We start from the raw sequence: 26,151 nt of genomic DNA on the forward strand, positions 1-26,151 counted from the left end.
ATTAGCGCGGGATATCGCTGGTCGGCTGGGCCGGTGCAGCAGGTTGAGTCTGCTCGGTCTTCGCCGGCGCGCTCAGATTTTCCCACTCGCTTCCTTTATTGGTTTTGTTGCTATTGATATTACCCAACACCAGACTGATGATGAAGAACAGCGTCGCCAATACCGCCGTCATTCGGGTCATGAAGTTACCAGAACCACTTGAACCAAATAGCGTAGCGGAAGCGCCTGCTCCGAAGGAGGCTCCCATATCAGCGCCTTTACCTTGCTGCAGCATGATCAGACCTACAAGGCCAATTGCCACAATAAGGAAAACAACTAAAAGAGCTTCGTACATAATCAACCTGTTCCTTGCGGAGTTGCCGCGTACCAATGCTTCTACCAATAAAGCGGGATTTTTACTGTTTCCCACTGAAGCGGGTGTGAATACTAACCAAAGCGAATGACCTTCGCAAGGGCAATTTAAGCGCATTGTATCAACTGCGGAAAAAAACAGCAAAAGCGTTGTTTTTTGCGGGCCGTAAGGCGGCAACCGCCGCCTTTTTAGTCACTTAAACGCTTAAACGGCTTTTACCGCATCCGCGATACGATGGGCGAATGCCGTAACCTGCGCTTCATCCTCGCCTTCAACCATCACGCGAATCAGCGGTTCGGTACCGGATTTACGTAGCAGTACCCGCCCACGATTGCCGAGCGTGGCTTCTACGTCCGCCGTTACCGCTTTCACCGCTTCATTTTCCAGCGGATCGCCGCTACCGGCGGTGTAACGCACGTTAACCAGAATCTGCGGGAACATTTTCATACCGCTGCACAGATCGTGCAGACTCATATGATTACGCACCATCGCCGCCAGAACTTGTAGCCCCGCTACAATACCGTCGCCAGTGGTCGTTTTATCCAGCAGAATAACGTGACCAGAGTTTTCCGCGCCGATGCGCCAGCCTTTTTCCTGCAATTTTTCCAGCACGTAGCGGTCGCCCACTTTCGCCCGGGCAAACGGAATGCCAAGCTGCTTGAGCGCCAGCTCCAGCCCCATATTGCTCATCAGCGTCCCCACCGCGCCGCCGCGCAGTTGCCCCTGGCGCAGCCCTTCGCGCGCGATGATATACATGATCTGATCGCCATCGACTTTATTGCCTTCATGGTCAACCATGATGACCCGGTCGCCGTCGCCGTCAAGCGCGATGCCGAGGTCCGCCTTCTCCGCCAACACGCGCGCCTGCAACGCGCGCACGTCGGTCGCGCCCACTTCTTCGTTAATGTTGACGCCGTTTGGCTCACAGCCGATGGCGATAACGGTCGCGCCCAGCTCGCGCAGCACATTCGGCGCGATATGGTAGGTAGCGCCGTTGGCGCAATCCACAACCACTTTCAGGCCGTTGAGGCTCAGTTCGTTCGGGAAGGTGCCTTTACAGAACTCAATATAGCGTCCGGCGGCATCGACGATGCGGCTCGCTTTCCCCAGCTCGGCGGAGTCTACGCAGGTGATCTCTTTTTCCATTTCGGCTTCGATGGCTTCTTCCACATCGTCAGGCAGTTTCGTACCGTCGATAGAGAAGAATTTAATGCCGTTATCATAGAACGGGTTATGCGAAGCCGAGATAACGATACCCGCCTCCGCGCGGAAAGTCCGCGTCAGATAGGCGACGGCTGGCGTTGGCATAGGTCCGGTAAACGAGGCCGACAGTCCCGCAGCGGCAAGGCCCGCCTCCAGCGCGGACTCCAGCATATAGCCGGAAATACGCGTATCTTTACCGATAATGATTTTACGCGAGCCATGACGCGCCAGCACTTTTCCGGCAGCCCAACCCAGTTTAAGCACGAAATCAGGTGTAATGGGGGCATTGCCTACACGTCCGCGAATCCCATCGGTACCGAAATATTTACGATTACTCATAGCGTTTGTTTCCCTTTGCAGACAGAGTGGCTTCCACCACCCGCATTGCCTCTACGGTTTCTTTGACGTCATGGACGCGAATGATCTGCGCGCCCTGCATCGCGGCAATTACCGCGCACGCAAGGCTACCGTTCAGACGGTCTGATGGTCCCACGTTAAGTAACTGACCAACCATCGTTTTACGTGACATGCCCACCAGCAGCGGCAGGTTAAAATGATGAAACTCACCCAGTCGCGCCAGTAAGGTATAATTGTGAGAGAGATTTTTACCGAAACCGAATCCTGGGTCGAGCAACAATTTCTCTTTTGCGATGCCGGCCTTCTCACAACGTGCTATTTGCTCAATAAAGTAGCGATTCACCTCGGCAAAGACATCGTCATATTTCGGCGCCTCCTGCATGGTTTTGGGGTTGCCCTGCATGTGCATAAGACTGACCGGCAAGCCGGTTTCCGCTGCCGCTTCCAACGCGCCGGGTTCGGAGAGCGAACGGACATCATTGATAATATGCGCGCCCGCCCTTGCCGCTTCACGGATCACCTCGGGTTTAGAGGTATCCACAGAAATCCACACTTCAAAGCGTTGCGCGATTGCTTCCAGTACCGGAATAACGCGATCCAGCTCTTCTTCCACGCTCACTTCCGCCGCGCCTGGTCGCGTTGATTCCCCCCCCACATCAATAATTGTTGCCCCGGCATTCACCATTAAATTCGCATGTTTCACCGCCTCAATCAGCGTGTTATGCGCGCCGCCGTCGGAGAACGAATCCGGCGTTACGTTCAGGATCCCCATAACATGCGGATGAGTGAGATCGAGCGTGGCGCCCTGAGCGAAGAGTTTCATGGTCAAAATCCCTGTTTTATTTGTGGTGAGTTAAAAAAAGAAAAACCCCGGGGCAAGCCCCAGGGTTTCGGTGAGCGCTAAACATAATGTTGTACAACAAACGCTTATTTGTCGCCCAGCTGCTCTGACATCGTGTTGCCCGGGTTCGGCGTGCGTGGTTCATCAACCGGACGCGGCGCCTGAGGCGTACCATTGCTGTCAGAGTTATTGGTGCCGTTTGGATCTTCCCAGCCCGCAGGCGGACGCACTTCACGACGCGCCATCAGGTCATCAATCTGCGGCGCATCGATGGTTTCATATTTCATCAGCGCATCTTTCATCGCGTGCAGAATATCCATATTGTCAGTCAGGATCTGACGAGCGCGATTGTAGTTACGTTCAATCAGCGCTTTCACTTCCTGGTCGATGATACGCGCAGTTTCATCAGACATATGTTTCGCTTTTGCGACGCTACGGCCGAGGAACACTTCGCCCTCTTCTTCCGCGTACAGCAACGGACCGAGTTTCTCCGAGAAGCCCCACTGGGTGACCATGTTACGCGCCAGGTTAGTCGCGACTTTAATATCGTTCGACGCCCCGGTAGAAACATGTTCGGCACCGTAGATGATCTCTTCCGCCAGACGACCGCCGTACAGGGTGGAGATCTGGCTTTCCAGCTTCTGACGGCTGGCGCTGATTGCGTCGCCTTCAGGCAGGAAGAAGGTCACGCCCAGCGCACGACCGCGCGGGATAATCGTCACTTTGTGCACCGGATCGTGTTCCGGCACCAGGCGACCGATAATCGCGTGGCCCGCTTCGTGGTACGCGGTCGACTCTTTCTGCGCTTCCGTCATCACCATGGAGCGACGTTCCGCGCCCATCATGATTTTGTCTTTCGCTTTTTCGAACTCAACCATCGACACTACGCGTTTGTTGCCGCGTGCGGCAAACAGCGCCGCTTCGTTGACCAGGTTCGCCAGGTCCGCACCGGAGAAGCCCGGCGTACCGCGCGCAATGATCGCCGCATCAATGTCCGTCGCTAACGGTACGCGACGCATATGCACCTTCAGAATCTGCTCACGACCGCGAACATCCGGCAGGCCTACCACCACCTGACGGTCAAAACGGCCTGGACGCAGCAGCGCCGGGTCCAGAACGTCCGGACGGTTAGTTGCGGCGATAACGATGATACCTTCGTTACCTTCGAAGCCGTCCATCTCAACCAGCATCTGGTTCAACGTCTGCTCACGTTCATCGTGACCGCCGCCCAGACCTGCGCCACGCTGGCGACCTACGGCGTCGATTTCATCGATGAAGATAATGCACGGCGCCGCTTTCTTGGCCTGTTCGAACATGTCACGCACACGAGACGCGCCGACACCGACGAACATTTCCACAAAGTCAGAACCGGAAATCGTAAAGAATGGCACCTTCGCTTCACCCGCAATGGCTTTTGCCAGCAGGGTTTTACCGGTACCCGGCGGGCCGACCATCAGGACACCTTTCGGAATTTTACCGCCCAGCTTCTGGAAACGGCTCGGTTCACGCAGGTATTCGACCAGTTCCGCCACTTCTTCTTTCGCTTCGTCACAACCTGCGACGTCAGCAAACGTGGTTTTGATCTGATCTTCCGTCAGCATACGCGCCTTGCTCTTACCGAACGACATGGCGCCTTTGCCACCGCCGCCCTGCATCTGACGCATGAAGAAGATCCAGACGCCGATCAGCAACAGCATCGGGAACCAGGAAATGAAGATAGAAGCCAGCAGGCTTGGCTCTTCAGGTGGTTCGCCAACAACCTTGACGTTTTTAGTCAGCAGGTTATCAAGCAGCTTCGGATCATTAATCGGAATGTAAGTCGTGTAACGGTTACTATCTTTCTTGGTAACGTTGATCTCACGTCCGTTGATACGCGCTTCGCGAACCTGGTCCTGATTGACCTCTTGCAGGAAGGTAGAGTAATCCACCTTACGGCCATTAGACTCGCTGGGCCCAAAGCTCTGGAATACTGACATCAGCACAACGGCAATGACCAGCCAGAGTATTAGGTTTTTCGCCATGTCACTCAAGGGATTAACCTCTTATTACAACTGTGTTAAAAACAGCGTCAGGATACTCTATATCCAGTTTCTTTCAAACCTTACGTCTGAAATCTGCCGGTTATCACTTTCGCCCGGTCGCTACAATGTACACTTCACGCGAACGCGCACGCGAAGAGTCCGGCTTACGAACTTTAACCTTCGTAAACAGGGAGCGAATTTCCCTTAGATACTCATCGAAACCTTCGCCCTGGAACACCTTCACTACAAAACTTCCGCCTGGCGCCAGCACATCGCGGCACATCTCTAACGCCAGCTCCACCAGATACATGGCGCGGGGGATATCCACCGCCGGTGTTCCGCTCATGTTTGGTGCCATATCCGACATGACAACTTGTACTTTACTGTCACCCACGCGTTCCAGTAACGCTTTCATGACAAGTTCATCACGAAAATCGCCCTGAAGAAAGTCCACACCAACGATAGGATCCATAGGTAAAAGATCACAAGCGATGATGCGGCCTTTGCCGCCAATCTGCGTGACCACATACTGTGACCAGCCTCCTGGCGCAGCGCCGAGATCGACTACCGTCATTCCCGGCTTAAAAAGTTTGTCACTTTGCTGTATTTCATCAAGTTTAAACCAGGCACGGGAGCGTAGCCCCTTTTTCTGCGCCTGTTGAACATATTTATCGCTAAAGTGTTCCTGAAGCCAGCGGCTTGAGCTGGCAGAACGCTTTTTACCTGTCATTTAACTTTCCCGTCGGGGCAGTTCATCGTAGCCAATGGCGTAAATTTCTACACGCCTATTTGGCGATATAAGGGAGATGGCGGTAGAATGACCCGTTTTCAATCCCAACGTAAGCAAAAATATACGATGAATCTGAGTACTAAACAAAAACAGCACCTAAAAGGTCTGGCACATCCGCTCAAGCCTGTTGTTATGCTTGGCAATAATGGTTTGACCGAAGGGGTACTGGCCGAGATTGAACAAGCGTTAGAGCACCATGAACTTATCAAGGTGAAAATCGCCTCGGAAGATCGCGAAACAAAAACCTTGATCGTGGACGCTATCGTGCGCGAAACCGGCGCCTGTAACGTACAGGTCATCGGTAAAACGCTGGTGCTGTATCGCCCAACTAAAGAGCGTAAAATCTCGCTGCCGCGTTAAGGATATCCTAAAGTCGAACACAAAATCTGTGTAAAACGAGGGGTTTTCCACGAGCAGGAGAGCAAAATGCCACGCTCTCTCCGTTGATAAAAGGCCGCTATGCGGCCTTTTTCCTTTCTTTACAATACACCAACAATTTGCGTATTGAGTACTGCTTAAAGGTATTCCACTTTAAGCACTTCGTATTCCACATCGCCGCCAGGCGTTTTGATCACCACGACGTCATCCTGCTCTTTGCCGATCAGACCGCGAGCGATTGGCGAGTTTACCGAAATGAGATTTTGCTTAAAATCCGCCTCATCATCGCCAACAATGCGGTAGGTCTGCTCTTCGTCGGTGTCCAGGTTCAGCACCGTGACGGTAGCGCCGAAAATCACGCGACCATTGTTCGGCATTTTAGTGACATCAATCACCTGCGCATTCGACAGTTTTGCTTCGATATCTTTAATGCGCCCTTCGCAGAAACCCTGCTGTTCGCGTGCAGCATGATACTCCGCGTTTTCTTTTAAATCGCCATGTTCGCGCGCTTCGGCGATAGCGGCGATGATTTCAGGACGGCGCACAGATTTCAGAAAATCCAGCTCTTCGCGCAGTTTTTCGGCTCCGCGTAAGGTCATCGGAATAGCTTGCATTTGTTATACCTCTTGAACATTCCTGTAGGGGGCAATGAACTCTACCCCGGCTGCTAAGCCAGCCCCGGCATATGCCATACCAGGGTCAGAAGCAAAAAAACACCAACCCGGGCGCGCAGTCCCAGGTCAGCTACAATTTCCTCTTTGATAATCATTTTACCCTGGAGTTCCCTATGGGTCATCGTTTACTTTTTAGGGCGTTGCGCCGTAGTATGACGGCTTGTTTCCAGGGTGTTAGCGCGAGATTATGCGATTTTCCAGATTTATCATCGGATTGACCACCAGTATAGCGTTCAGCGTTCAGGCCGCGAATATTGACGAATACATCAAACAGCTTCCGGCCGGCGCCAACCTCGCGCTGATGGTGCAAAAGATTGGCGCGCCCGCGCCGGCTATTGATTATCATAGTCAGCAGATGGCGCTTCCCGCCAGTACCCAAAAGGTGATTACCGCGCTGGCGGCGCTGATTCAACTCGGCCCGGATTTCCGTTTTACGACCACGCTGGAGACTAAAGGCAACGTCGATAACGGCATCCTGAAAGGTGACTTAATTGCGCGCTTCGGTGGCGATCCAACGCTAAGACGTCAGGATATTCGCAATATGGTCGCGACGCTGAAAAAGTCCGGCGTCACGCAAATCGACGGTAATGTGCTTATCGACACGTCGATTTTCGCCAGCCACGATAAAGCGCCAGGCTGGCCGTGGAACGACCTGACGCAGTGTTTCAGCGCGCCTCCCGCCGCCGCCATTGTTGACCGCAACTGTTTTTCTGTGTCGCTTTATAGCGCGCAAAAACCAAACGATTTAGCCTTTATTCGCGTGGCCTCTTATTATCCGGTAACGATGTTCAGCCAGGTACGGACTCTGCCGCGCGGTTCGGCAGACGCGCAGTATTGCGAGCTGGATGTTGTGCCTGGCGATTTGAACCGTTATACGCTTACCGGCTGTTTACCACAGCGCGCCGATCCGCTGCCGCTGGCCTTTGCTATTCAGGACGGCGCCAGCTACGCGGGCGCGATCCTCAAGCAGGAACTGAAAGAGGCCGGGATAACTTACCGCGGCACGCTGCTGCGCCAGACGCAGGTTAACGAGCCCGGAACGATCGTCGCCAGTAAACAGTCGGCGCCACTGCACGATCTGCTTAAGATTATGCTGAAAAAGTCAGACAACATGATCGCCGATACTGTTTTTCGGATGATTGGTCATGTCAGGTTTAACGTGCCTGGCACCTGGCGGGCGGGATCGGATGCCGTTCGCCAGATCCTGCGCCAACAGGCGGGAATTGATATCGGCAATACCATTATTGCCGACGGTTCCGGTCTTTCTCGCCATAACCTGATCGCTCCCGCCACGATGATGCAGGTGCTGCAATATATCGCCCAACACGATAACGAGCTGAACTTTATCTCTATGCTGCCGCTGGCGGGCTATGATGGTTCATTGCAATACCGCGCCGGACTGCATCAGGCGGGCGTAGACGGTAAGGTTTCGGCGAAAACCGGGTCACTGCAGGGCGTGTATAATCTGGCGGGCTTTATTACCACCGCAAGCGGGCAACGGATGGCATTTGTACAGTATTTGTCCGGCTACGCGGTTCCACCTGCCGATCAGCGTAATCGCCGAATCCCGCTGGTACGCTTCGAGAGTCGGTTGTATAAGGATATTTATCAGACTAACTGAGTGCATTATTGCCGGATGGCGGCGCTAACGCGTCTTATCCGGCCTACAACGAACATAATAAAACGGGCCGCAAATGCGGCCCGTTGGCTTTTATAGGCCGGATAAGCGTAAGCGCCATCCGGCTACGAGATTAACGTTTGTAGATGAACTCGACGCCTTCTTCGTCGTCTTCATCCCAGTCGTCATCCCAGTCATCGTCTGCGTCTTCTTCCACTTCAGCCAACTGCTGGCGATGATAATCGTCCCACATGAACTCGACTTTTTCCGGCTGTTTTGCTTCTTCAGCCTGCGCGATCGGATTCTCGATGATAAAGGTCATCACATCCCAGCAGAGATCTTTCACCCCTAGCTGACTGGCAGCGGAAATCAGATAGTATTTCCCTTCCCAGCCCAACGCTTCGGCGATCGCTTTCGCTTTCTCTTCCGCTTCGGTTTTATCCATCAGATCGATCTTGTTGAACACTAACCAGCGCGGTTTAGCCGCCAGATCCTGGCTGTATTTTTCCAGTTCGCCAATAATGATACGGGCGTTTTCCACCGGATCGGAACCGTCGATCGGATCGATATCAATGAGGTGCAGCAGTACGCGGCAACGTTCGAGGTGCTTCAGGAAGCGAATCCCCAGGCCCGCGCCTTCCGCCGCGCCTTCGATCAACCCCGGAATGTCGGCCACCACAAAACTCTTTTCGCTGTCCATACGTACCACGCCCAGGCTCGGCACCAGCGTGGTAAACGGATAGTCCGCGACTTTCGGTTTTGCTGCCGATACCGCACGAATAAACGTTGATTTACCGGCATTTGGCATCCCCAGCATCCCGACATCCGCCAGCAGCATCAGTTCCAGCAGCAGGTCGCGCTTATCGCCCGGCGTACCATTGGTTTTCTGGCGCGGCGTACGGTTAACCGAGGATTTAAAACGGGTATTGCCTAGCCCATGCCAGCCGCCCTTCGCGACCAACAGACGCTGACCGTGTTTGGTCATGTCGCCCATCGTTTCACCGGTTCCCTGGTCGATAACGCGCGTACCGACCGGCACTTTGATGGTCACGTCTTTACCGCGTTTACCGGTACAGTCGCGGCTCGCGCCATTCTGACCACGTTCAGCGCGGAACGATTTTTCAAAGCGGTAATCGATCAGCGTATTCAGGTTTTCATCGGCTTCCATCCAGACGTCGCCGCCGTCGCCGCCATCACCGCCGTCCGGGCCGCCTTTCGGGATATATTTTTCGCGGCGGAAGCTCACACAGCCATTACCGCCATCGCCTGCAACGACCAGAATCGATGCTTCATCAACAAACTTCATTTTATTCTCCGTAAATCATTCGCCTGAGCGGGGTTGCGAAACCACCGTTTCATGCTTGCGTAAACCGCCCCAAATACGATGACCAATGGCGGAATACATCGCGCCCGCAACCACGACAAACGCACCGAGATAACCTAAAAGGTTTAACATCGGTCTGGCGAAGAAATCGGGCCAGGCCATAGATAAAAGATCTGAAAACAGCAGGGTAAATAGCGGTGTAAGCGTGATTATCGCGCTCACCTGCGCCGCCTGCCAACGCGCCATCGCTTCCGCCAGGGCGCCATATCCTACCAGCGTATTTAGCCCGCAGAAAATCAAACAGGCGAGCTGCCAGTCGCTCAGTTGCGCTATCACCATCGGTTTTGCCAGCGGCAAGAGCGCTATCGTACATAAAGTGTACAGTAAAAACAGGATCTGCTGCGAGGCCAGACGTCGCAATAATACTTTTTGCGCCACGCCATAGCTCACCCACACCATCGCCGCGCCTACGCCAAAAATAACGCCCCAGGTGTAGTCGGTCAGTCGGGTAAAAATCTCGATCAGACTGGTGTTAAAAAACATCACCAGCCCGCTCAATAACATCAGCGCGCCAATCACCTGCGTACCGCGCATCTTTTCTTTCAGAATAAAGACGCTGGCGACCATCATGCCAACCGGCGAAAGCTGGCCGATAACCTGCGACGCGGTTGGGCTTAAATATTGCAGGGAAGAACTGAACAAAATGAAATTACCGAACAGTCCGCAGGTCGCTATCGCCAATAACACCAACCAGCGCGGCTTACGAAAAATACGCAGCGGCGGCAGCTTTCTTTTTACTGCCAGTATCGCCCCGAGGCCAATACTGGCCATTAAGAAGCGGTAGAAGACAATGGTTGAAGGCTCCATCACCTCCAGCACTTGCTTCATTGCTATTGGCAACGCTCCCCAGCACATCGCGGTAGTGAGCGCTAAAAGAATGCCAATGCCTGCCTGCTGCTTCATGCCGTGTTCCCTGCAAAGACCCGTTAACGGCATTCGCACAGCCACACGGGTATATTTTAGTCGGCCATCGAATGTAAAAAGCCCCGCAACAGGTGCGGGGCTTTCATCCGTTACCGGACCACAAAAAACTTACTCAGCAACGATGCTGATGTATTTACGGTTTTTCGGGCCTTTAACTTCGAATTTCACTTTACCGTCTGCTTTAGCAAACAGAGTGTGGTCACGACCGCAACCAACGTTGGTGCCAGCGTGGAATTTAGTACCACGTTGACGAACGATGATGCTGCCTGCCAGAACTGCTTCACCGCCAAAGCGTTTTACGCCCAGACGTTTAGCTTCAGAATCGCGACCGTTACGAGTCGAGCCGCCAGCCTTTTTATGTGCCATTTAATCTGCTCCCCTAATCTTAAGCGCTGATGCCGGTAATTTTCACATCAGTGAACCACTGACGATGGCCCTGCTGCTTACGGTAGTGTTTACGACGACGAAACTTAACGATTTTAACTTTCTCGCCACGACCGTGGGCAACAACTTCAGCTTTGATTACGCCGCCATCAACGAAAGGAACGCCGATTTTGACTTCTTCACCGTTTGCGATCATCAGAACTTCAGCGAACTCGATAGTTTCGCCAGTTGCGATGTCCAGCTTTTCCAGGCGAACGGTCTGACCTTCGCTTACTCGGTGTTGTTTACCACCACTTTGGAAAACCGCGTACATAAAAAACTCCGCTTCCGCGCACACCTTTCAATGATTCAGAGCGCGCTATAAATATTCACAATAGGGCGCGAATATTACGCAAATTGCACGGCTTTGACAAGTGCTACCATCAATACATGAAGAAAAAAAACACAACGCATACGGTAACGTTTATCTGCGGCGTTTTTTCAGTACAATCAGGGTATATTTCTAACCATAAACCCTACGTTACCTCATTCAGACATGGGATAATCGGGGCGATAAGCCCGGCTTTTGCGATGAATTTAGAAAAAATCAACGAGTTAACCGCGCAAGATATGGCGGGTGTCAATGCGACAATCCTTGAACAGCTTAATTCCGACGTTCAACTGATTAATCAGCTAGGATATTACATTATTAGCGGCGGCGGAAAACGCATTCGTCCGATGATTGCCGTTCTTGCCGCGCGCGCGGTGGGTTATCAGGGTAACGCGCACGTGACTATCGCCGCTCTGATCGAGTTTATCCACACGGCGACGCTGCTACATGATGATGTGGTGGATGAATCTGATATGCGTCGCGGCAAAGCGACGGCAAATGCCGCTTTCGGTAATGCCGCCAGCGTGTTGGTCGGCGACTTTATCTATACCCGCGCCTTCCAGATGATGACCAGCCTCGGCTCGTTAAAAGTGCTGGAAGTGATGTCGGAAGCGGTCAACGTGATTGCAGAAGGCGAAGTGCTGCAATTGATGAACGTGAATGACCCGGACATTACCGAAGAAAATTACATGCGGGTGATTTACAGTAAAACGGCCCGTCTGTTCGAAGCCGCCGCCCAGTGCTCCGGTATTCTTGCCGGTTGTACGCCTGAGCAAGAGAAAGGGTTGCAGGACTATGGCCGCTACCTTGGTACGGCTTTCCAGCTCATTGACGATCTGCTGGATTACAGCGCCGACGGCGAGCATCTCGGTAAAAATGTGGGTGATGACCTCAATGAGGGCAAACCCACCTTACCGTTGCTTCACGCCATGCGCCACGGTACGCCAGAACAGTCAGCGATGATCCGTACCGCTATTGAACAAGGTAATGGCCGTCATCTTCTGGAACCGGTTCTGGAAGCGATGACCACCTGCGGCTCGCTGGAATGGACGCGTCAGCGAGCGGAAGAAGAAGCCGACAAAGCGATATCCGCGTTGCAGATATTGCCGGATACTCCATGGCGTGAGGCGCTAATCGGTCTCGCACACATCGCGGTGCAGCGCGATCGTTAATGCCGTTCTCTTATCCCGCGTACTGCGCGGGATATCCCATTAAGTTCTAATAAACTCCAGATACCCTATCGCCTGTCTTTCACATACTCATCCAGGACTTCCCCTGGCATATTCTGAATATTGCCGCCACTTACATGAACTTTTTAGAACATTCCTTCACGAAGCGTTATAGTATCGAACGTCGTCGGGTTGTTAAAACCGTAAGTGATTAACCTAAGGAGTGATGGATGTATGGAAAGCAAGCTTATTGACTGGCATCCGGCCGATATCATTGCCGGACTACGTAAAAAAGGGACTTCAATGGCCGCTGAGTCACGCCGGAATGGATTGAGTTCATCCACGCTGGCCAATGCATTAACGCGCCCGTGGCCGAAAGGAGAGTTGATTATCGCGAAAGCATTAGGAACGGAACCCTGGGTTATTTGGCCATCGCGTTATCACGATCCGCGCACGCATGAGTTTATCGACAGAACGCGGCTTATGAGAGCGCGTAATAAAGACAAACAGAATGTAGAGTAAGTGCCTGTAAAACAACCCCCGCAATCGCGTTCGCGGGGGTTATTCAGCGTACAGAAGGTTATTCGCCTTTCACGCGTTCAATATTCGCGCCTAGCGCGCGCAGTTTGTCTTCGATGCGCTCATAACCGCGATCGATGTGATAAATACGATCCACAATCGTCGTGCCTTCCGCAATACAGCCCGCCAGCACCAGGCTCGCAGATGCTCGCAGATCTGTCGCCATGACCTGGGCGCCAGAGAGCGTTTCTACGCCATGGCATATGACGGTATTGCTTTCAATTTCCGCACGCGCGCCCATGCGGCTGAGTTCAGGCACGTGCATAAAACGGTTTTCAAAGACGGTTTCAGTGATAAAGCCCGTCCCTTCCGCCACCAGGTTCAGCAACGTGAACTGCGCCTGCATATCGGTCGGGAATGCCGGGTGCGGCGCGGTACGGACATTGACCGCCTTCGGTCGTTTGCCGTGCATGTCCAGACTAATCCAGTCCTCGCCCACTTCGATATCCGCGCCAGCATCGCGCAGTTTCGCCAGTACCGCGTCCAGAGTGTCCGGTTGCGCGTTACGGCAGAGGATTTTGCCGCGAGAGATCGCTGCCGCCACCAGGAAAGTCCCCGTTTCGATACGATCCGGCAGCACACGATAAACGCCGCCGCCCAGACGCTCTACGCCCTCGATCGTAATACGATCGGTGCCCTGCCCGGCGATCTTCGCCCCCAGCGTAACCAGGAAGTTAGCGGTGTCGACAATTTCCGGCTCGCGCGCGGCGTTTTCAATGATGGTCGTCCCTTCCGCCAGCGTAGCGGCGCACATAATGGTGACGGTCGCGCCGACGCTGACCTTATCCATCACGATATGCGCCCCTTTAAGACGTCCTTCGACGGAGGCCTTTACGTAGCCCTCTTCCAGCTTGATGGTCGCACCCAGTTGTTCCAGACCGGTAATATGCAGATCAACCGGACGCGCGCCGATAGTACAGCCCCCCGGCAGAGAGACTTGTCCCTGACCAAAACGGGCAACCAGCGGCCCCAGCGCCCATATCGAGGCGCGCATGGTCTTAACCAGATCATAAGGCGCGCAGAACACGTTCACCTGGCTGGCATCAATATGTACCGATCCATTGCGTTCCACTTTCGCGCCTAATTGGCTCAGGAGCTTCATCGACGTATCCACGTCTTTCAGTTTTGGAACGTTTTGGATCTCTACCGGTTCTTCTGCCAGCAGAGCGGCGAACAGGATCGGCAGCGCGGCGTTTTTGGCGCCGGAAATTGTGACTTCGCCCTGGAGCGTCGTTGGCCCCTGTACACGAAATTTATCCATTATTGTATTCTCAGTTAAGCATTCATCTCCGCTACCGGCAGGTTACCCGTAGCTTAAAATCCGTTAAGTTTACGATCGCGCGCCCATTCCGCCGGGGTATATGCTTTGATCGATACGGCATGGATACGGTTGTCCGCAATGTACTCCATTAGCGGCCCATAGACCGTTTGCTGTTTCTTGACCCGGCTCATGCCGTCAAACATCTCGCCCACGGCAATAACCTGAAAGTGACTGCCATCGCCGGAGACGTGGACTTCCTGGAGGGAGAGGGCATTCATCAGCACACTCTGAATTTCATGATTTTCCATGGGTTCTTTATTCGTCAAATAGTGAAAACAGCCCAACATCTTAGAGCAAAGTCGCACCGTCTTAAATAAGCAAAAGATTACGCTGATAAATCAGCGCGGTAAAAGTGCCGGATGGTGCTGCTAACGCAACTTATCCGGCCTACGGGGATCATGCGAAGTGTAGGCCGGATAAACCATCCGGCATTCATTACATACGGGGAAGTACGTCTTCGGGCAAGTTATATAATTGCGCCAGCGCGTAAACCTTGTCGTTAACGCCAGACAGCGATACGGCATTGCCCTGCTTTTTTGCCTGGTTCACAAGGTGCGCCAGCAGCGCCAGTCCCCCCGTATCCACCCTGGAGATCTGGCTCAGGTCGATACGGGTAACGCCAGTCATCGCTTCTACGCGCGCGTCCCATAGCGGCGCCAACACGTCCTGATCCAGCTCTCCCGCCAGCACCAGAGTGTCCGCCTCACGCGTCCAGGTGAGTTGCGGCGTCATTACTGTTTCTCGTCCAAAGTAATTTTCTGCTGAGAGATAGATTTCAGTTGTGCGGTCAGGCCGTCGATGCCTTTAGTACGCAGCAGATCGCTCCACTCATTTTGCTTGGTGGTGATCATGCTGACGCCTTCCGCAATCATGTCATACGCCTGCCAGTTGCCGGTCTGGGTATTTTTGCGCCACTGGAAATCCAGGCGTACCGGCGGACGACCGTTGGGATCGATAATCGTTACACGGATAGGCACAATGGTCGCATCGCCCAGCGGTTGCTCAGGCGCTATCTGGTAAGTCTGGCCGTGGTACATCGCCAGCGCCTGACCGTATGCCTGTTTCAGGTATTCGCGAAACGCTGCAAAATAGGCTTCACGCTGCGCCGGGGTCGCCTCTTTGTAGTAGCGGCCCAACACCAGCGCGCCGGCATATTTTACCTGCACGTACGGCAGAAGTTCCTGATCAACAACGTCTCGCAGGTAATCCGGATTGGCACGAATTTTCGGCTGTTCGTTTTTCAGGCGATCAAAAGTTTTCTGCGCCGCCTCGTTCATCAGTTTATAAGGATTGCTCTGATCCGCTGCCGTTGCTGCGCTTAATGGCGCAATGACCAGCAGGGCCACCATCATCAGTCGTTTAAACATGCCTCAATTCTCCTGAGATTATTTCGTTTCGCCCGCGGGCGTTGTGGCTTCAGTATGGCCTTCCGTTGCGGCTGGCGCATCGCCAGAATTCTTATTGTCGTCGCCTTTGCTGTTATAGAGGAACTGGCCAATCATATCTTCCAGCACCATTGCAGACTTGGTGTCCTGAATCGTACTCCCATCTTTGAGGATAGACGTTCCCAGCTCAGGATCTTCAAAACCGACGTTTAATGCCAGATATTGCTCCCCCAGCAGCCCGGAAGTACGAATACTCAACGAGCTGGTATCGGGAATATGGTTATAACGCTCTTCGATGTCGAGCGTTACGCGCGGTAGGTATGTTTTCGGATCAAGCGAGATATCTTCAACCCGCCCGACAACCACCCCGCCGATGCGTACCGGGGAACGCACTTTCAGACCGCCGATGTTATCGAAGGTCGCATAAACCTTATAGGTCGGCTCCGTGCGCATAGAGGTCACATTTGCCGCCTTCAGGCAAACAAACAGCGCCGCCAGCAACGCTACCAACAAAAAAACGCCTACCCAAATTTCATTTTTTTTCGTTTGCATGAACTCAATTCCCAAACATCAGTGCGGTCAGCACAAAATCCAGCCCCAGAACGGCCAACGATGCGTGAACCACGGTACGCGTCGTTGCCCGGCTAATCCCGGCAGAAGTCGGTATTGCGTCATAACCGTTGAATAACGCAATCCATGTTACCGTAATGGCGAACACCACGCTCTTTATCAGACAGTTCACCAGATCCATACGCCAGTCGACGGCATTCTGCATCGCGGACCAGAAGAACCCGGCGTCGATTCCCTTCCAGCTTACGCCGACCAGCGAGCCGCCCCAGATACCGACCGCCACAAAGATAATGGTCAGTAGCGGCAACGAAATCACGCCCGCCCAGAAGCGCGGCGAAATCACCCGGCGCAATGGATCGACCGCCATCATCTCCATACTGGAGAGCTGCTCCGTCGCCCGCATCAGGCCGATTTCCGCCGTCAACGCCGACCCGGCCCGCCCGGCAAACAGCAACGCCGCGACCACCGGCCCCAGCTCGCGCAGCAGAGAAAGCGCCACTAACATGCCAAGACTGGTCTCCGCGCTGTAAGTGGTCAGAACCAGATAGCCTTGCAGCCCCAGCACCATACCGATGAATACGCCGGAGACAATAATGATAAGCATCGACAAGACGCCCACATTATAAAGCTGGCGCACCAGCAGCGGCGCATGTTTGCGAAACTCCGGCTTACCGATAATCGCATTGAATAACATTAACCCGGCGCGCCCGAACGTCCTGACGGTTTTGATCCCGCTGTGTCCGAGTGCTGCCAGCGCATTTAACAGCATGAGTGGCTTAACTCCCTGTTTCGAGTAAATCAAGGTGATAGTCGCCCGCCGGATAGCGGAACGGAACCGGCCCGTCGGCAATACCGTCAAGGAACTGACGCACGCGCGGGTCCGTATTCTCCTGCAACGCCTGAGCGCTACCGTGAGCGACGATTTTTTTGTCCGCCATGATCCAGGCGTGATCCGCAATACTGAGCACCTCTGGCACATCATGCGAGACCACCACGCAGGTCACGCCCAGCGCGCTGTTCAATTCTGAAATCAGCTTCACCAGAACGCCCATGGTAATCGGGTCCTGGCCGACAAACGGCTCATCGAACATGATGAGATCCGGTTCCAGAGCGATGGCGCGCGCCAACGCGGCGCGGCGCGCCATCCCACCGGAGAGCTCGGAAGGCATCAGTTTTGCCGCGCCGCGCAGCCCGACAGCTTCCAGTTTCATCATCACGACGCTTTTTAGCAGCGGCGCGGGTAAATTGGTGTGCTCCCGTAGCGGATAGGCCACATTGTCAAACACGTTCATGTCGGTAAACAGCGCTCCCGACTGAAACAGCATACTCATACGTTTACGGACGGTGTAGAGCCGCGAACGGGACATGGCCGGCACATTCTCGCCATCAAATAAGATCTCGCCCTTATCCGGCGGGATCTGTCCGCCAATCAGGCGCAACAGCGTGGTTTTACCGATGCCCGACGGCCCCATGATCGCCGTGATCTTCCCGCGCGGCACCGTCAGGGAAATATTATCGAAAATGCAGCGTTCGCCACGGGAAAAGCTGACGTCGCGCATATCGACTAAATTGGCCGCAGACTGACCCATTGATTCATCCTTCGTATTGCCTTGTTGAGGTAACCATGGCGCTGAATTTAACCATGGGTTCGACATAATTACAGAATATTAACTGACAGGGTTAGCGAAAGCTGGCATTCGTTTTACTTTTTAGCCGCATAAAGTCAAAATTAGGACTTCGTTACGGCTTCCAGATATCCCTTCCAGGGGACCGGCGAGTATACCTGAAGAAAGGACTTTAGATGCTTTTAGCGATGGCGCTACTCATAATTGGTTTGCTTCTGGTGGCCTACGGCGCCGATCGTCTGGTGTTTGCGGCCTCTATTTTATGCCGTACATTCGGTATTCCCCCGCTGATCATCGGGATGACGGTCGTGAGTATCGGCACCTCGCTGCCGGAAATTATTGTGTCGGCCGCCGCATCGCTACACGGTCAGCTCGATTTGGCCGTCGGCGCGGCGCTCGGTTCTAACATCACCAATATTTTGCTGATCTTAGGGCTGGCGGCGCTGGTTCGTCCATTTACCGTGCATTCCGATGTTCTACGTCGCGAATTGCCATTAATGTTATTTGTTAGCGTGGTAGCCGGTTCCGTACTGCATGACGGACAGTTAAGTCGCAGTGATGGTATCTTTCTCCTGCTTCTGGCTGTGCTATGGCTGTTATTCATTGTTAAAATCGCGCGTCTGGCCGAACGCCAGGGGAATGACAGCCTCACCCGCGAACAACTGGCGGAGCTGCCGCGCGAAGGCGGGCTCCCCGTCGCGTTCTTATGGCTGGGCATTGCGCTGGTCATCATGCCGATGGCGACGCGCATGGTAATCGATAACGCTACGGTGCTGGCGAACTATTTCGCCATGAGTGAATTAACGCTCGGTCTGACAGTCATCGCCGTCGGCACCAGTCTGCCAGAACTGGCGACGGCGATTGCCGGCGTGCGAAAAGGCGAAAATGATATTGCCGTTGGTAATCTCATTGGCGCCAATATTTTTAATCTCGCCATCGTGCTGGGACTGCCTGCGCTGATCGCGCCGGGGGAGATCAACCCGCTGGCATTTGGGCGTGATTATAGCGTGATGTTGCTGGTTAGCGTGGTTTTCGCTTTACTTTGCTGGCGGCATCCGCGTCAGATTGGTCGGGGCGCAGGTATACTGCTGACCGGCGGGTTTATCGTATGGCTGGCGATGCTCTATTGGCTATCGCCACTTCTTGTTGGATAACTGGAAACGGATTATGTCGCATTTAGCGTTGCAACCGGGGTTTGACTTTCAGCAGGCAGGCAAAGAGGTCCTGGAAATTGAACGTGAAGGCCTGGCGGAGCTTGATCAATATATCAACCAGCATTTCACGCTGGCCTGTGAAAAAATGTTCAACTGCACCGGAAAAGTGGTGGTCATGGGGATGGGGAAATCCGGCCATATCGGACGGAAAATGGCCGCCACGTTCGCCAGTACCGGCACCTCTTCCTTTTTTGTACATCCAGGCGAAGCCGCGCACGGCGATTTGGGGATGGTTACGCCGCAGGATGTGGTTATCGCTATCTCCAACTCCGGCGAATCCAGCGAGATCGCGGCGCTAATACCGGTGCTTAAACGGCTGCACGTGCCGTTAATTTGCATTACCGGGCGACCGGAAAGCAGCATGGCGCGTGCGGCAGATGTGCATCTGTGTGTTAAAGTGCCCAAAGAAGCGTGTCCGTTAGGCCTGGCGCCTACCAGTAGTACCACCGCAACGCTGGTGATGGGCGACGCGCTCGCCGTGGCATTGTTAAAAGCGCGCGGCTTTACCGCCGAGGATTTCGCTCTGTCGCATCCTGGCGGCGCGCTGGGACGTAAGCTACTGCTGCGCGTAAGCGATATTATGCATACTGGCGATGAGATCCCGCATGTTAATAAACATGCCACCCTGCGTGATGCGCTGTTAGAAATTACGCGTAAAAATCTCGGTATGACCGTCATTTGCGATGAATCCATGAAGATCGACGGTATCTTCACCGACGGCGATTTACGTCGCGTGTTCGATATGGGCGGCGATATGCGCCAGTTGGGGATCGCCGAGGTGATGACGCCAGGGGGCATTCGCGTGCGTCCCGGTATTCTCGCTGTCGATGCGCTGAATTTAATGCAGTCCCGCCATATCACCTCCGTACTGGTTGCTGATGGCGACCAGTTACTCGGTGTGTTACATATGCATGATCTCCTGCGTGCAGGCGTCGTGTAGAAACTCAAGGATAATTAACGATGAGTAAAGCAGGTGCGTCGCTTGCGACCTGTTATGGCCCCGTCAGCACCCATGTCATGACCAAAGCGGAGAATATCCGCCTGCTCATCCTGGACGTGGATGGCGTATTGTCTGACGGCCTGATTTATATGGGCAATAACGGCGAAGAGCTGAAGGCTTTCAACGTTCGTGACGGCTATGGTATTCGCTGTGCTTTGACCTCCAATATCGAGGTTGCCATTATTACCGGACGAAAGGCTAAACTTGTAGAAGATCGCTGCGCCACGCTGGGGATTGTCCATCTTTATCAGGGACAGTCGAATAAGCTGATCGCCTTTAGCGATCTGCTGGAAAAACTGGCCATTGCGCCGGAAAATGTTGCCTATGTCGGCGATGATCTGATTGACTGGCCAGTGATGGAAAAAGTGGGGTTAAGCGTTGCCGTTGCGGATGCGCATCCGCTGCTGATCCCCCGCGCTGACTATGTGACGCACATTGCCGGCGGGCGCGGCGCGGTACGTGAGGTGTGCGATTTGCTGCTGCTGGCGCAGGGCAAGCTGGATGAGGCCAAAGGGCAATCGATATGAGTAAAACCAGACGTTGGGTTATCATTCTACTGTCGCTGGCCATTCTGGTACTGATTGGTATCAATCTGGCGGATAAAGACGATCCTGCTGCCGTGATGGTCAACAGCAACGATCCCACGTATAAAAGCGAGCATACGGATACCGTCGTGTACAGTCCGGAAGGCGCGTTGAGCTATCGTCTGATCGCGCAGCACGTTGAATATTTTTCCGATCAGGCGGTCTCATGGTTTACGCAACCGGTATTAACCACCTTTGATAAGGATAAAGTGCCGACATGGTCGATCAAGGCCGATAAAGCCAAATTGACTAACGATCGGATGCTCTATCTGTATGGCCATGTTGAAGTCAACGCCCTGGTGCCTGACGCTCAATTACGCAGAATTACCACCGATAACGCGCAGATTAATCTGGTGACGCAGGATGTTACCTCGAACGATCTGGTGACGTTATACGGCACAACATTTAACTCCAGCGGACTGAAAATGCGCGGTAACTTACGCAGCAAGAACGCCGAGCTGATTGAAAAGGTTAGAACCTCTTATGAAATTCAAAACAAACAAACTCAGCCTTAATCTTATGCTTGCCGGCTCGCTGCTGGCCGCCAGCATTCCGGCTTTCGCCGTCACGGGCGATACCGAACAGCCTATTCATATTGACTCGGATCAACAGTCGCTGGATATGCAAGGCAACGTCGTGACCTTTACGGGCAACGTGGTGATGACCCAGGGCACGATTAAGATCAACGCCGATAAAGTCGTGGTTACCCGCCCTGGCGGCGAACAGGGGAAAGAGGTGATCGACGGTTACGGCAATCCGGCCACCTTCTACCAGATGCAGGACAACGGTAAGCCGGTGAAAGGCCACGCTTCCCATATGCACTACGAGCTGGCGAAAGATTTTGTGGTGCTAACCGGCAACGCTTATCTGGAGCAGCTTGACAGCAACATTACCGGCGACAAAATCACCTACCTGGTGAAAGAGCAGAAAATGCAGGCCTTCAGCGAGAAAGGCAAACGCGTCACCACCGTTCTGGTGCCGTCGCAGTTGCAAGACAAAAACAAAGGCCAGACTCCGGCGCAAAAGAAGAGTAACTAATTCGTTATGGCAACATTAACTGCAAAGAATCTGGCGAAGGCCTATAAAGGCCGTCGCGTAGTGGAAGATGTCAGTCTGACCGTTAACTCCGGGGAGATTGTCGGGCTGCTCGGTCCAAACGGCGCGGGTAAAACCACCACCTTTTATATGGTCGTCGGTATCGTGCCGCGTGACGCGGGCAATATCATCATCGATGATGAAGATATCAGTCTGCTGCCGCTGCACGCGCGCGCGCGCCGCGGTATCGGCTATTTGCCGCAGGAAGCCTCTATTTTCCGCCGTCTCAGCGTATTTGATAACCTGATGGCGGTACTGCAAATTCGTGACGATTTGACCGCAGAACAGCGAGAAGACCGCGCCAACGAGCTGATGGAAGAGTTTCATATTGAGCATCTGCGCGACAGTATGGGACAGGCGCTGTCCGGTGGTGAACGCCGTCGTGTAGAAATAGCCCGCGCGTTGGCCGCTAATCCCAAATTTATCCTGCTGGATGAACCGTTTGCCGGCGTTGACCCGATTTCCGTTATCGACATCAAACGCATTATCGAGCATCTGCGCGATAGCGGGCTCGGCGTGCTGATCACCGACCATAACGTCCGTGAGACGCTGGCAGTCTGTGAACGTGCCTATATCGTGAGCCAGGGCCACCTTATTGCCCACGGTACGCCGACAGAAATCCTGCAAGACGAACACGTTAAGCGTGTATATCTTGGGGAAGACTTCAGACTCTGATAGGGTAGAGGGCTATGCTGCTCTAGCGGGAGAAAACGACTCTGAATATGAAGCAAGGTTTGCAACTCAGGCTTAGCCAACAACTGGCGATGACGCCTCAGCTACAACAGGCCATCCGTCTGTTGCAGTTGTCTACGCTGGAACTTCAGCAGGAACTCCAGCAAGCGCTGGAAAATAACCCGCTGCTTGAGCAAACCGATCTTCATGACGAAATCGACACTCAGCAACCTCAGGATAACGATCCTCTCGATACCGCCGACGCGCTCGAACAAAAAGAGATGCCGGAAGAGCTGCCGCTTGACGCCAGTTGGGATGAAATTTACACCGCCGGGACGCCGTCCGGCCCCAGCGGCGATTATATCGACGATGAGCTGCCCGTCTATCAGGGCGAAACGACGCAGTCGTTGCAGGATTATCTGATGTGGCAGGTTGAGCTAACGCCCTTCTCGGACACCGATCGCGCTATTGCGACATCCATTGTCGACGCGGTAGATGATACCGGTTATCTCACCGTATCCCTGGACGAAATTCGCGAAAGCATGGGCGATGTAGAGGTGGATCTCGATGAGGTTGAAGCCGTTCTGAAGCGCATTCAGCGTTTTGATCCGGTAGGCGTCGCGGCAAAAGATCTTCGCGACTGTCTGCTGATCCAGCTTTCACAATTCGACAAATCCACGCCGTGGCTGGAAGAGGCGCGGCTTATTATCTGCGATCACCTTGATCTGCTGGCCAACCACGATTTCCGCACGTTGATGCGCGTTACCCGACTGAAAGAAGAGGTGCTGAAAGAGGCGGTAAACCTGATTCAGTCGCTCGATCCCAGACCCGGTCAATCGATCCAGACCGGCGAGCCGGAGTACGTTATCCCGGATGTGCTGGTACGCAAGCATAACGGTCGCTGGACGGTGGAGCTTAATAGCGACAGTATTCCCCGTTTACAGATTAACCAGCACTATGCCGCCATGTGCAACAGCGCGCGCAACGATGCCGACAGCCAGTTCATCCGCAGTAATTTACAGGATGCGAAGTGGCTGATAAAAAGCCTTGAAAGCCGCAACGACACGCTGCTGCGCGTCAGTCGCTGCATCGTCGAGCAACAGCAAGCCTTTTTTGAACAGGGCGAAGAATATATGAAACCGATGGTACTGGCGGATATCGCCCAGGCCGTCGAGATGCACGAATCCACCATATCCCGCGTGACCACGCAGAAGTATTTGCACAGCCCGCGCGGTATTTTTGAACTCAAATATTTCTTTTCCAGCCACGTCAATACCGAAGGCGGAGGCGAAGCCTCTTCCACCGCGATTCGCGCGCTGGTGAAGAAGTTAATTGCGGCGGAAAACCCCGCGAAACCACTGAGCGACAGCAAGTTAACCTCTCTGCTGTCAGAACAAGGTATCATGGTGGCGCGCCGCACTGTTGCGAAGTACCGAGAGTCTTTATCCATTCCGCCGTCAAACCAACGCAAACAGCTGGTTTGACCCAACCGATAAGGAAGACACTATGCAGCTCAATATCACCGGACATAATGTCGAAATTACTGAAGCCCTGCGTGAATTTGTGACGACAAAATTCGCCAAACTTGAACAGTATTTTGAGCGGATTAATCAGGTATACGTGGTGTTGAAAGTGGAGAAGGTCACGCACATCTCGGATGCGACGCTACACGTTAATGGCGGCGAAATTCACGCCAGCGCGGAAGGCCAGGATATGTATGCCGCCATTGACGGCTTGATTGATAAACTGGCAAGGCAGTTAACCAGGCATAAAGATAAACTGAAACAACACTAATTGTCCGGGCAGTTAGCCAGTGCAGGACGGCCTGTTGTGTGACACAACGGGCCATTTGTACAGTTAGCGCTCCGAACCTGGCCATCAACCTGACAGGACAGGTTCTTAGGTGAAATTATGATAAATAACGATACGACTCTACAACTGAGCAGTGTACTTAACCAGGAGTGTACGCGTAGCGGCGTTCATTGTCAGAGTAAGAAACGCGCGCTGGAAATCATCAGCGAACTGGCGGCAAAACAGCTCAGTTTACCTCCTCAGGTCGTGTTTGAAGCCATTCTGACACGCGAAAAAATGGGCAGTACCGGTATTGGTAATGGTATCGCCATCCCGCACGGGAAACTGGAAGAAGATACCTTACGCGCCGTCGGCGTGTTCGTTCAGCTCGAAACGCCGATCGCGTTCGACGCCATCGATAACCAGCCGGTCGATCTCCTCTTCGCCCTGCTGGTGCCCGCCGATCAAACTAAAACGCATCTGCACACGCTGTCGCTGGTGGCGAAACGTCTGGCGGATAAAACGATCTGCCGCCGCCTGCGCGCGGCGCTGAATGATGAAGAGCTGTATCAAATCATTACTGACACCGAAGGTGAGCAGAATGAGGCATAACAACTCAATGGCATTTCTTTCTGTCGTTGTGAGGAGAAACGGTACATGGTACTGATGATCGTCAGCGGGCGTTCCGGATCAGGTAAATCTGTCGCTCTGCGCGCGCTGGAAGATATGGGATTTTACTGCGTGGATAACCTCCCCGTCGTGCTGTTGCCCGATCTGGCGCGAACGCTGGCCGATCGCCAGATTTCCGCCGCCGTCAGCATTGATGTGCGCAATATGCCTGAATCACCTGAGATTTTTGAACAGGCGATGAATAATCTGCCTGGCGCTTTCTCGCCGCAATTGCTGTTTCTTGATGCCGACCGCAATACCTTGATTCGCCGTTACAGCGACACGCGCCGTTTGCATCCGCTTTCCAGCAAAAATCTTTCTTTAGAGAGTGCGATCGATAAAGAGAGTGACTTGCTGGAGCCGTTACGCTCACGTGCGGATCTGATCGTCGACACTTCAGAAATGTCCGTCCATGAGCTGGCGGAGATGCTGCGTACCCGGCTGTTAGGCAAACGCGAGCGCGAACTGACGATGGTATTTGAGTCCTTCGGCTTTAAACATGGTATCCCGATTGATGCGGACTATGTGTTTGATGTCCGCTTTCTGCCCAACCCGCACTGGGATCCAAAACTGCGCCCCATGACCGGGCTTGATAAGCCGGTAGCCGCGTTTCTTGACCGACACACAGAAGTTCACAATTTTATCTATCAGACTCGCAGCTATCTTGAGCTATGGTTACCGATGCTGGAGACCAACAACCGCAGCTACCTTACCGTCGCTATCGGTTGTACCGGCGGGAAACACCGTTCGGTGTATATTGCAGAACAGCTGGCAGACTACTTCCGCTCGCGCGGTAAAAATGTCCAGTCTCGCCATCGCACGCTGGAAAAACGCAAAACATGACCGTAAAGCAAACTGTTGAAGTCACCAATAAGCTGGGCATGCATGCCCGGCCTGCTATGAAGCTTTTCGAACTGATGCAGGGTTTTGACGCCGAGGTGCTATTACGCAATGACGAAGGCACCGAAGCGGAAGCGAACAGCGTCATCGCGCTGTTAATGCTCGACTCCGCCAAAGGGCGTCAGATCGAAATTGAAGCCACCGGCCCGCAAGAAGTTGAAGCGCTGGCGGCGGTTATCGCGCTGTTCAATTCCGGCTTTGACGAAGACTAAACCTCCTCTATACCCTATTTTCCCCAACGCCGTCCCGGTATTTGATGACAATCATCCCAAAACCGGGCG

Annotated in this window: 32 protein-coding genes; 15 read left to right on the forward strand and 17 right to left on the reverse strand. The window is 53.6% G+C overall.

Annotated elements, in window-relative coordinates; genetic code table 11:
* Nucleotide 1: 1 nt before the first annotated feature.
* The 5 genes from secG to rlmE all read right to left on the reverse strand — a co-directional run bounded on the left by secG (nucleotide 2) and on the right by rlmE (nucleotide 5,504).
* Nucleotides 2-334, reverse strand: a complete 333-nt coding sequence (gene secG / locus ABVM99_RS07205) for a preprotein translocase subunit SecG (protein WP_000272680.1) — start codon at nucleotides 332-334, stop codon at nucleotides 2-4.
* Nucleotides 335-556: 222 nt separating this feature from the next.
* A complete protein-coding gene (gene glmM / locus ABVM99_RS07210) occupies nucleotides 557-1,894 on the reverse strand; it encodes a phosphoglucosamine mutase (RefSeq protein ID WP_000071169.1) in 1,338 nt (445 codons plus the stop codon).
* On the reverse strand, nucleotides 1,887-2,735 hold the full coding sequence (folP, locus tag ABVM99_RS07215; protein ID WP_000764711.1) for a dihydropteroate synthase: 849 nt from the start codon (nucleotides 2,733-2,735) through the stop codon (nucleotides 1,887-1,889). Before folP ends, glmM begins: the two co-directional genes overlap by 8 nt.
* 104 nt (nucleotides 2,736-2,839) lie before the next feature.
* Nucleotides 2,840-4,774, reverse strand: coding sequence for an ATP-dependent zinc metalloprotease FtsH (gene ftsH, locus ABVM99_RS07220; protein WP_001608208.1), 1,935 nt, complete (start codon nucleotides 4,772-4,774; stop codon nucleotides 2,840-2,842).
* A 103-nt stretch (nucleotides 4,775-4,877) separates the two neighbouring features.
* Entirely contained in the window at nucleotides 4,878-5,504 is a 627-nt protein-coding gene (gene rlmE / locus ABVM99_RS07225) for a 23S rRNA (uridine(2552)-2'-O)-methyltransferase RlmE (RefSeq protein ID WP_000145974.1), read from the reverse strand.
* Nucleotides 5,505-5,630: 126 nt separating this feature from the next.
* Here rlmE and yhbY point away from each other — a divergent pair, with 126 nt between their 5' ends.
* A complete protein-coding gene (gene yhbY / locus ABVM99_RS07230) occupies nucleotides 5,631-5,924 on the forward strand; it encodes a ribosome assembly RNA-binding protein YhbY (protein WP_001592995.1) in 294 nt (97 codons plus the stop codon).
* 155 nt (nucleotides 5,925-6,079) lie between these two features.
* Here yhbY and greA read toward each other — a convergent pair whose 3' ends face one another.
* A complete protein-coding gene (gene greA, locus ABVM99_RS07235) occupies nucleotides 6,080-6,556 on the reverse strand; it encodes a transcription elongation factor GreA (protein WP_001148008.1) in 477 nt (158 codons plus the stop codon).
* 247 nt (nucleotides 6,557-6,803) lie between these two features.
* Between greA and dacB the strand changes: the two genes are divergently transcribed.
* Nucleotides 6,804-8,237 (forward strand): serine-type D-Ala-D-Ala carboxypeptidase, encoded by a 1,434-nt coding sequence (gene dacB, locus ABVM99_RS07240; RefSeq protein WP_023195695.1) that lies wholly within the window; start codon nucleotides 6,804-6,806, stop codon nucleotides 8,235-8,237.
* A 130-nt stretch (nucleotides 8,238-8,367) separates the two neighbouring features.
* Here the strand turns inward: dacB and cgtA are convergent, their stop codons facing one another.
* The 4 genes from cgtA to rplU form a co-directional block, all read right to left on the reverse strand.
* Nucleotides 8,368-9,540: an Obg family GTPase CgtA gene (cgtA, locus tag ABVM99_RS07245; protein ID WP_000673556.1), complete on the reverse strand. Its 1,173-nt coding sequence runs from the start codon at nucleotides 9,538-9,540 to the stop codon at nucleotides 8,368-8,370.
* 15 nt (nucleotides 9,541-9,555) lie between these two features.
* Entirely contained in the window at nucleotides 9,556-10,521 is a 966-nt protein-coding gene (locus tag ABVM99_RS07250) for a DMT family transporter (RefSeq protein ID WP_000813052.1), read from the reverse strand.
* 129 nt (nucleotides 10,522-10,650) lie between these two features.
* A complete protein-coding gene (rpmA, locus tag ABVM99_RS07255; RefSeq protein ID WP_000940593.1) occupies nucleotides 10,651-10,908 on the reverse strand; it encodes a 50S ribosomal protein L27 in 258 nt (85 codons plus the stop codon).
* A 19-nt stretch (nucleotides 10,909-10,927) separates the two neighbouring features.
* Entirely contained in the window at nucleotides 10,928-11,239 is a 312-nt protein-coding gene (gene rplU, locus ABVM99_RS07260; protein ID WP_000271396.1) for a 50S ribosomal protein L21, read from the reverse strand.
* Between the two features lie 257 nt (nucleotides 11,240-11,496).
* Here rplU and ispB point away from each other — a divergent pair, with 257 nt between their 5' ends.
* On the forward strand, nucleotides 11,497-12,468 hold the full coding sequence (gene ispB, locus ABVM99_RS07265; RefSeq protein ID WP_001047354.1) for an octaprenyl diphosphate synthase: 972 nt from the start codon (nucleotides 11,497-11,499) through the stop codon (nucleotides 12,466-12,468).
* Between the two features lie 231 nt (nucleotides 12,469-12,699).
* Entirely contained in the window at nucleotides 12,700-12,987 is a 288-nt protein-coding gene (gene sfsB, locus ABVM99_RS07270) for a DNA-binding transcriptional regulator SfsB (RefSeq protein WP_000444167.1), read from the forward strand.
* A gap of 58 nt (nucleotides 12,988-13,045) precedes the next feature.
* Here sfsB and murA read toward each other — a convergent pair whose 3' ends face one another.
* The 7 genes from murA to mlaF form a co-directional block, all read right to left on the reverse strand.
* Complete coding sequence (gene murA, locus ABVM99_RS07275) at nucleotides 13,046-14,305, reverse strand: UDP-N-acetylglucosamine 1-carboxyvinyltransferase (RefSeq protein WP_000357288.1); 1,260 nt, start codon at nucleotides 14,303-14,305, stop codon at nucleotides 13,046-13,048.
* A gap of 53 nt (nucleotides 14,306-14,358) precedes the next feature.
* Nucleotides 14,359-14,613 carry a BolA family iron metabolism protein IbaG gene (ibaG, locus tag ABVM99_RS07280; RefSeq protein ID WP_001518349.1) on the reverse strand — a complete coding sequence of 85 codons (255 nt, stop codon included), beginning with the start codon at nucleotides 14,611-14,613 and terminating at the stop codon, nucleotides 14,359-14,361.
* A 187-nt stretch (nucleotides 14,614-14,800) separates the two neighbouring features.
* A complete protein-coding gene (gene mlaB, locus ABVM99_RS07285) occupies nucleotides 14,801-15,097 on the reverse strand; it encodes a lipid asymmetry maintenance protein MlaB (RefSeq protein ID WP_000188844.1) in 297 nt (98 codons plus the stop codon).
* A complete protein-coding gene (gene mlaC, locus ABVM99_RS07290; RefSeq protein WP_000476475.1) occupies nucleotides 15,097-15,732 on the reverse strand; it encodes a phospholipid-binding protein MlaC in 636 nt (211 codons plus the stop codon). The genes mlaB and mlaC overlap by 1 nt, the downstream gene beginning before the upstream one ends.
* Nucleotides 15,733-15,750: 18 nt before the next feature.
* Nucleotides 15,751-16,302 (reverse strand): outer membrane lipid asymmetry maintenance protein MlaD, encoded by a 552-nt coding sequence (gene mlaD / locus ABVM99_RS07295; protein ID WP_001193591.1) that lies wholly within the window; start codon nucleotides 16,300-16,302, stop codon nucleotides 15,751-15,753.
* A gap of 4 nt (nucleotides 16,303-16,306) precedes the next feature.
* On the reverse strand, nucleotides 16,307-17,089 hold the full coding sequence (mlaE, locus tag ABVM99_RS07300; RefSeq protein ID WP_000925786.1) for a lipid asymmetry maintenance ABC transporter permease subunit MlaE: 783 nt from the start codon (nucleotides 17,087-17,089) through the stop codon (nucleotides 16,307-16,309).
* A gap of 7 nt (nucleotides 17,090-17,096) precedes the next feature.
* Nucleotides 17,097-17,909 (reverse strand): phospholipid ABC transporter ATP-binding protein MlaF, encoded by an 813-nt coding sequence (mlaF, locus tag ABVM99_RS07305; RefSeq protein ID WP_000531566.1) that lies wholly within the window; start codon nucleotides 17,907-17,909, stop codon nucleotides 17,097-17,099.
* A 212-nt stretch (nucleotides 17,910-18,121) separates the two neighbouring features.
* Here mlaF and ABVM99_RS07310 point away from each other — a divergent pair, with 212 nt between their 5' ends.
* The 11 genes from ABVM99_RS07310 to npr all read left to right on the forward strand — a co-directional run bounded on the left by ABVM99_RS07310 (nucleotide 18,122) and on the right by npr (nucleotide 26,082).
* Nucleotides 18,122-19,099 carry a calcium/sodium antiporter gene (locus ABVM99_RS07310; RefSeq protein ID WP_000922736.1) on the forward strand — a complete coding sequence of 326 codons (978 nt, stop codon included), beginning with the start codon at nucleotides 18,122-18,124 and terminating at the stop codon, nucleotides 19,097-19,099.
* 13 nt (nucleotides 19,100-19,112) lie between these two features.
* On the forward strand, nucleotides 19,113-20,099 hold the full coding sequence (gene kdsD / locus ABVM99_RS07315) for an arabinose-5-phosphate isomerase KdsD (protein ID WP_000018617.1): 987 nt from the start codon (nucleotides 19,113-19,115) through the stop codon (nucleotides 20,097-20,099).
* A gap of 20 nt (nucleotides 20,100-20,119) precedes the next feature.
* Nucleotides 20,120-20,686, forward strand: a complete 567-nt coding sequence (kdsC, locus tag ABVM99_RS07320; protein WP_000030029.1) for a 3-deoxy-manno-octulosonate-8-phosphatase KdsC — start codon at nucleotides 20,120-20,122, stop codon at nucleotides 20,684-20,686.
* Nucleotides 20,683-21,258 carry an LPS export ABC transporter periplasmic protein LptC gene (gene lptC, locus ABVM99_RS07325; RefSeq protein WP_000047845.1) on the forward strand — a complete coding sequence of 192 codons (576 nt, stop codon included), beginning with the start codon at nucleotides 20,683-20,685 and terminating at the stop codon, nucleotides 21,256-21,258. The genes kdsC and lptC overlap by 4 nt, the downstream gene beginning before the upstream one ends.
* Entirely contained in the window at nucleotides 21,227-21,781 is a 555-nt protein-coding gene (lptA, locus tag ABVM99_RS07330; protein ID WP_000669770.1) for a lipopolysaccharide ABC transporter substrate-binding protein LptA, read from the forward strand. Before lptC ends, lptA begins: the two co-directional genes overlap by 32 nt.
* 6 nt (nucleotides 21,782-21,787) lie before the next feature.
* Nucleotides 21,788-22,513 carry an LPS export ABC transporter ATP-binding protein gene (gene lptB / locus ABVM99_RS07335; protein ID WP_000224104.1) on the forward strand — a complete coding sequence of 242 codons (726 nt, stop codon included), beginning with the start codon at nucleotides 21,788-21,790 and terminating at the stop codon, nucleotides 22,511-22,513.
* Between the two features lie 47 nt (nucleotides 22,514-22,560).
* Complete coding sequence (gene rpoN / locus ABVM99_RS07340; RefSeq protein WP_000809020.1) at nucleotides 22,561-23,994, forward strand: RNA polymerase factor sigma-54; 1,434 nt, start codon at nucleotides 22,561-22,563, stop codon at nucleotides 23,992-23,994.
* Between the two features lie 22 nt (nucleotides 23,995-24,016).
* A complete protein-coding gene (gene hpf, locus ABVM99_RS07345; RefSeq protein ID WP_001176589.1) occupies nucleotides 24,017-24,304 on the forward strand; it encodes a ribosome hibernation promoting factor in 288 nt (95 codons plus the stop codon).
* A 117-nt stretch (nucleotides 24,305-24,421) separates the two neighbouring features.
* Nucleotides 24,422-24,913: a PTS IIA-like nitrogen regulatory protein PtsN gene (ptsN, locus tag ABVM99_RS07350; protein ID WP_000609332.1), complete on the forward strand. Its 492-nt coding sequence runs from the start codon at nucleotides 24,422-24,424 to the stop codon at nucleotides 24,911-24,913.
* A gap of 45 nt (nucleotides 24,914-24,958) precedes the next feature.
* On the forward strand, nucleotides 24,959-25,813 hold the full coding sequence (rapZ, locus tag ABVM99_RS07355; protein WP_000243749.1) for an RNase adapter RapZ: 855 nt from the start codon (nucleotides 24,959-24,961) through the stop codon (nucleotides 25,811-25,813).
* On the forward strand, nucleotides 25,810-26,082 hold the full coding sequence (gene npr, locus ABVM99_RS07360) for a PTS phosphocarrier protein NPr (protein ID WP_000216797.1): 273 nt from the start codon (nucleotides 25,810-25,812) through the stop codon (nucleotides 26,080-26,082). Before rapZ ends, npr begins: the two co-directional genes overlap by 4 nt.
* The last annotated feature ends 69 nt before the right edge of the window (nucleotides 26,083-26,151 follow it).

The sequence above is a fragment of the Salmonella sp. SJTUF15591 genome, assembly GCF_043356435.1.
Classification (GTDB): domain Bacteria; phylum Pseudomonadota; class Gammaproteobacteria; order Enterobacterales; family Enterobacteriaceae; genus Salmonella; species Salmonella enterica.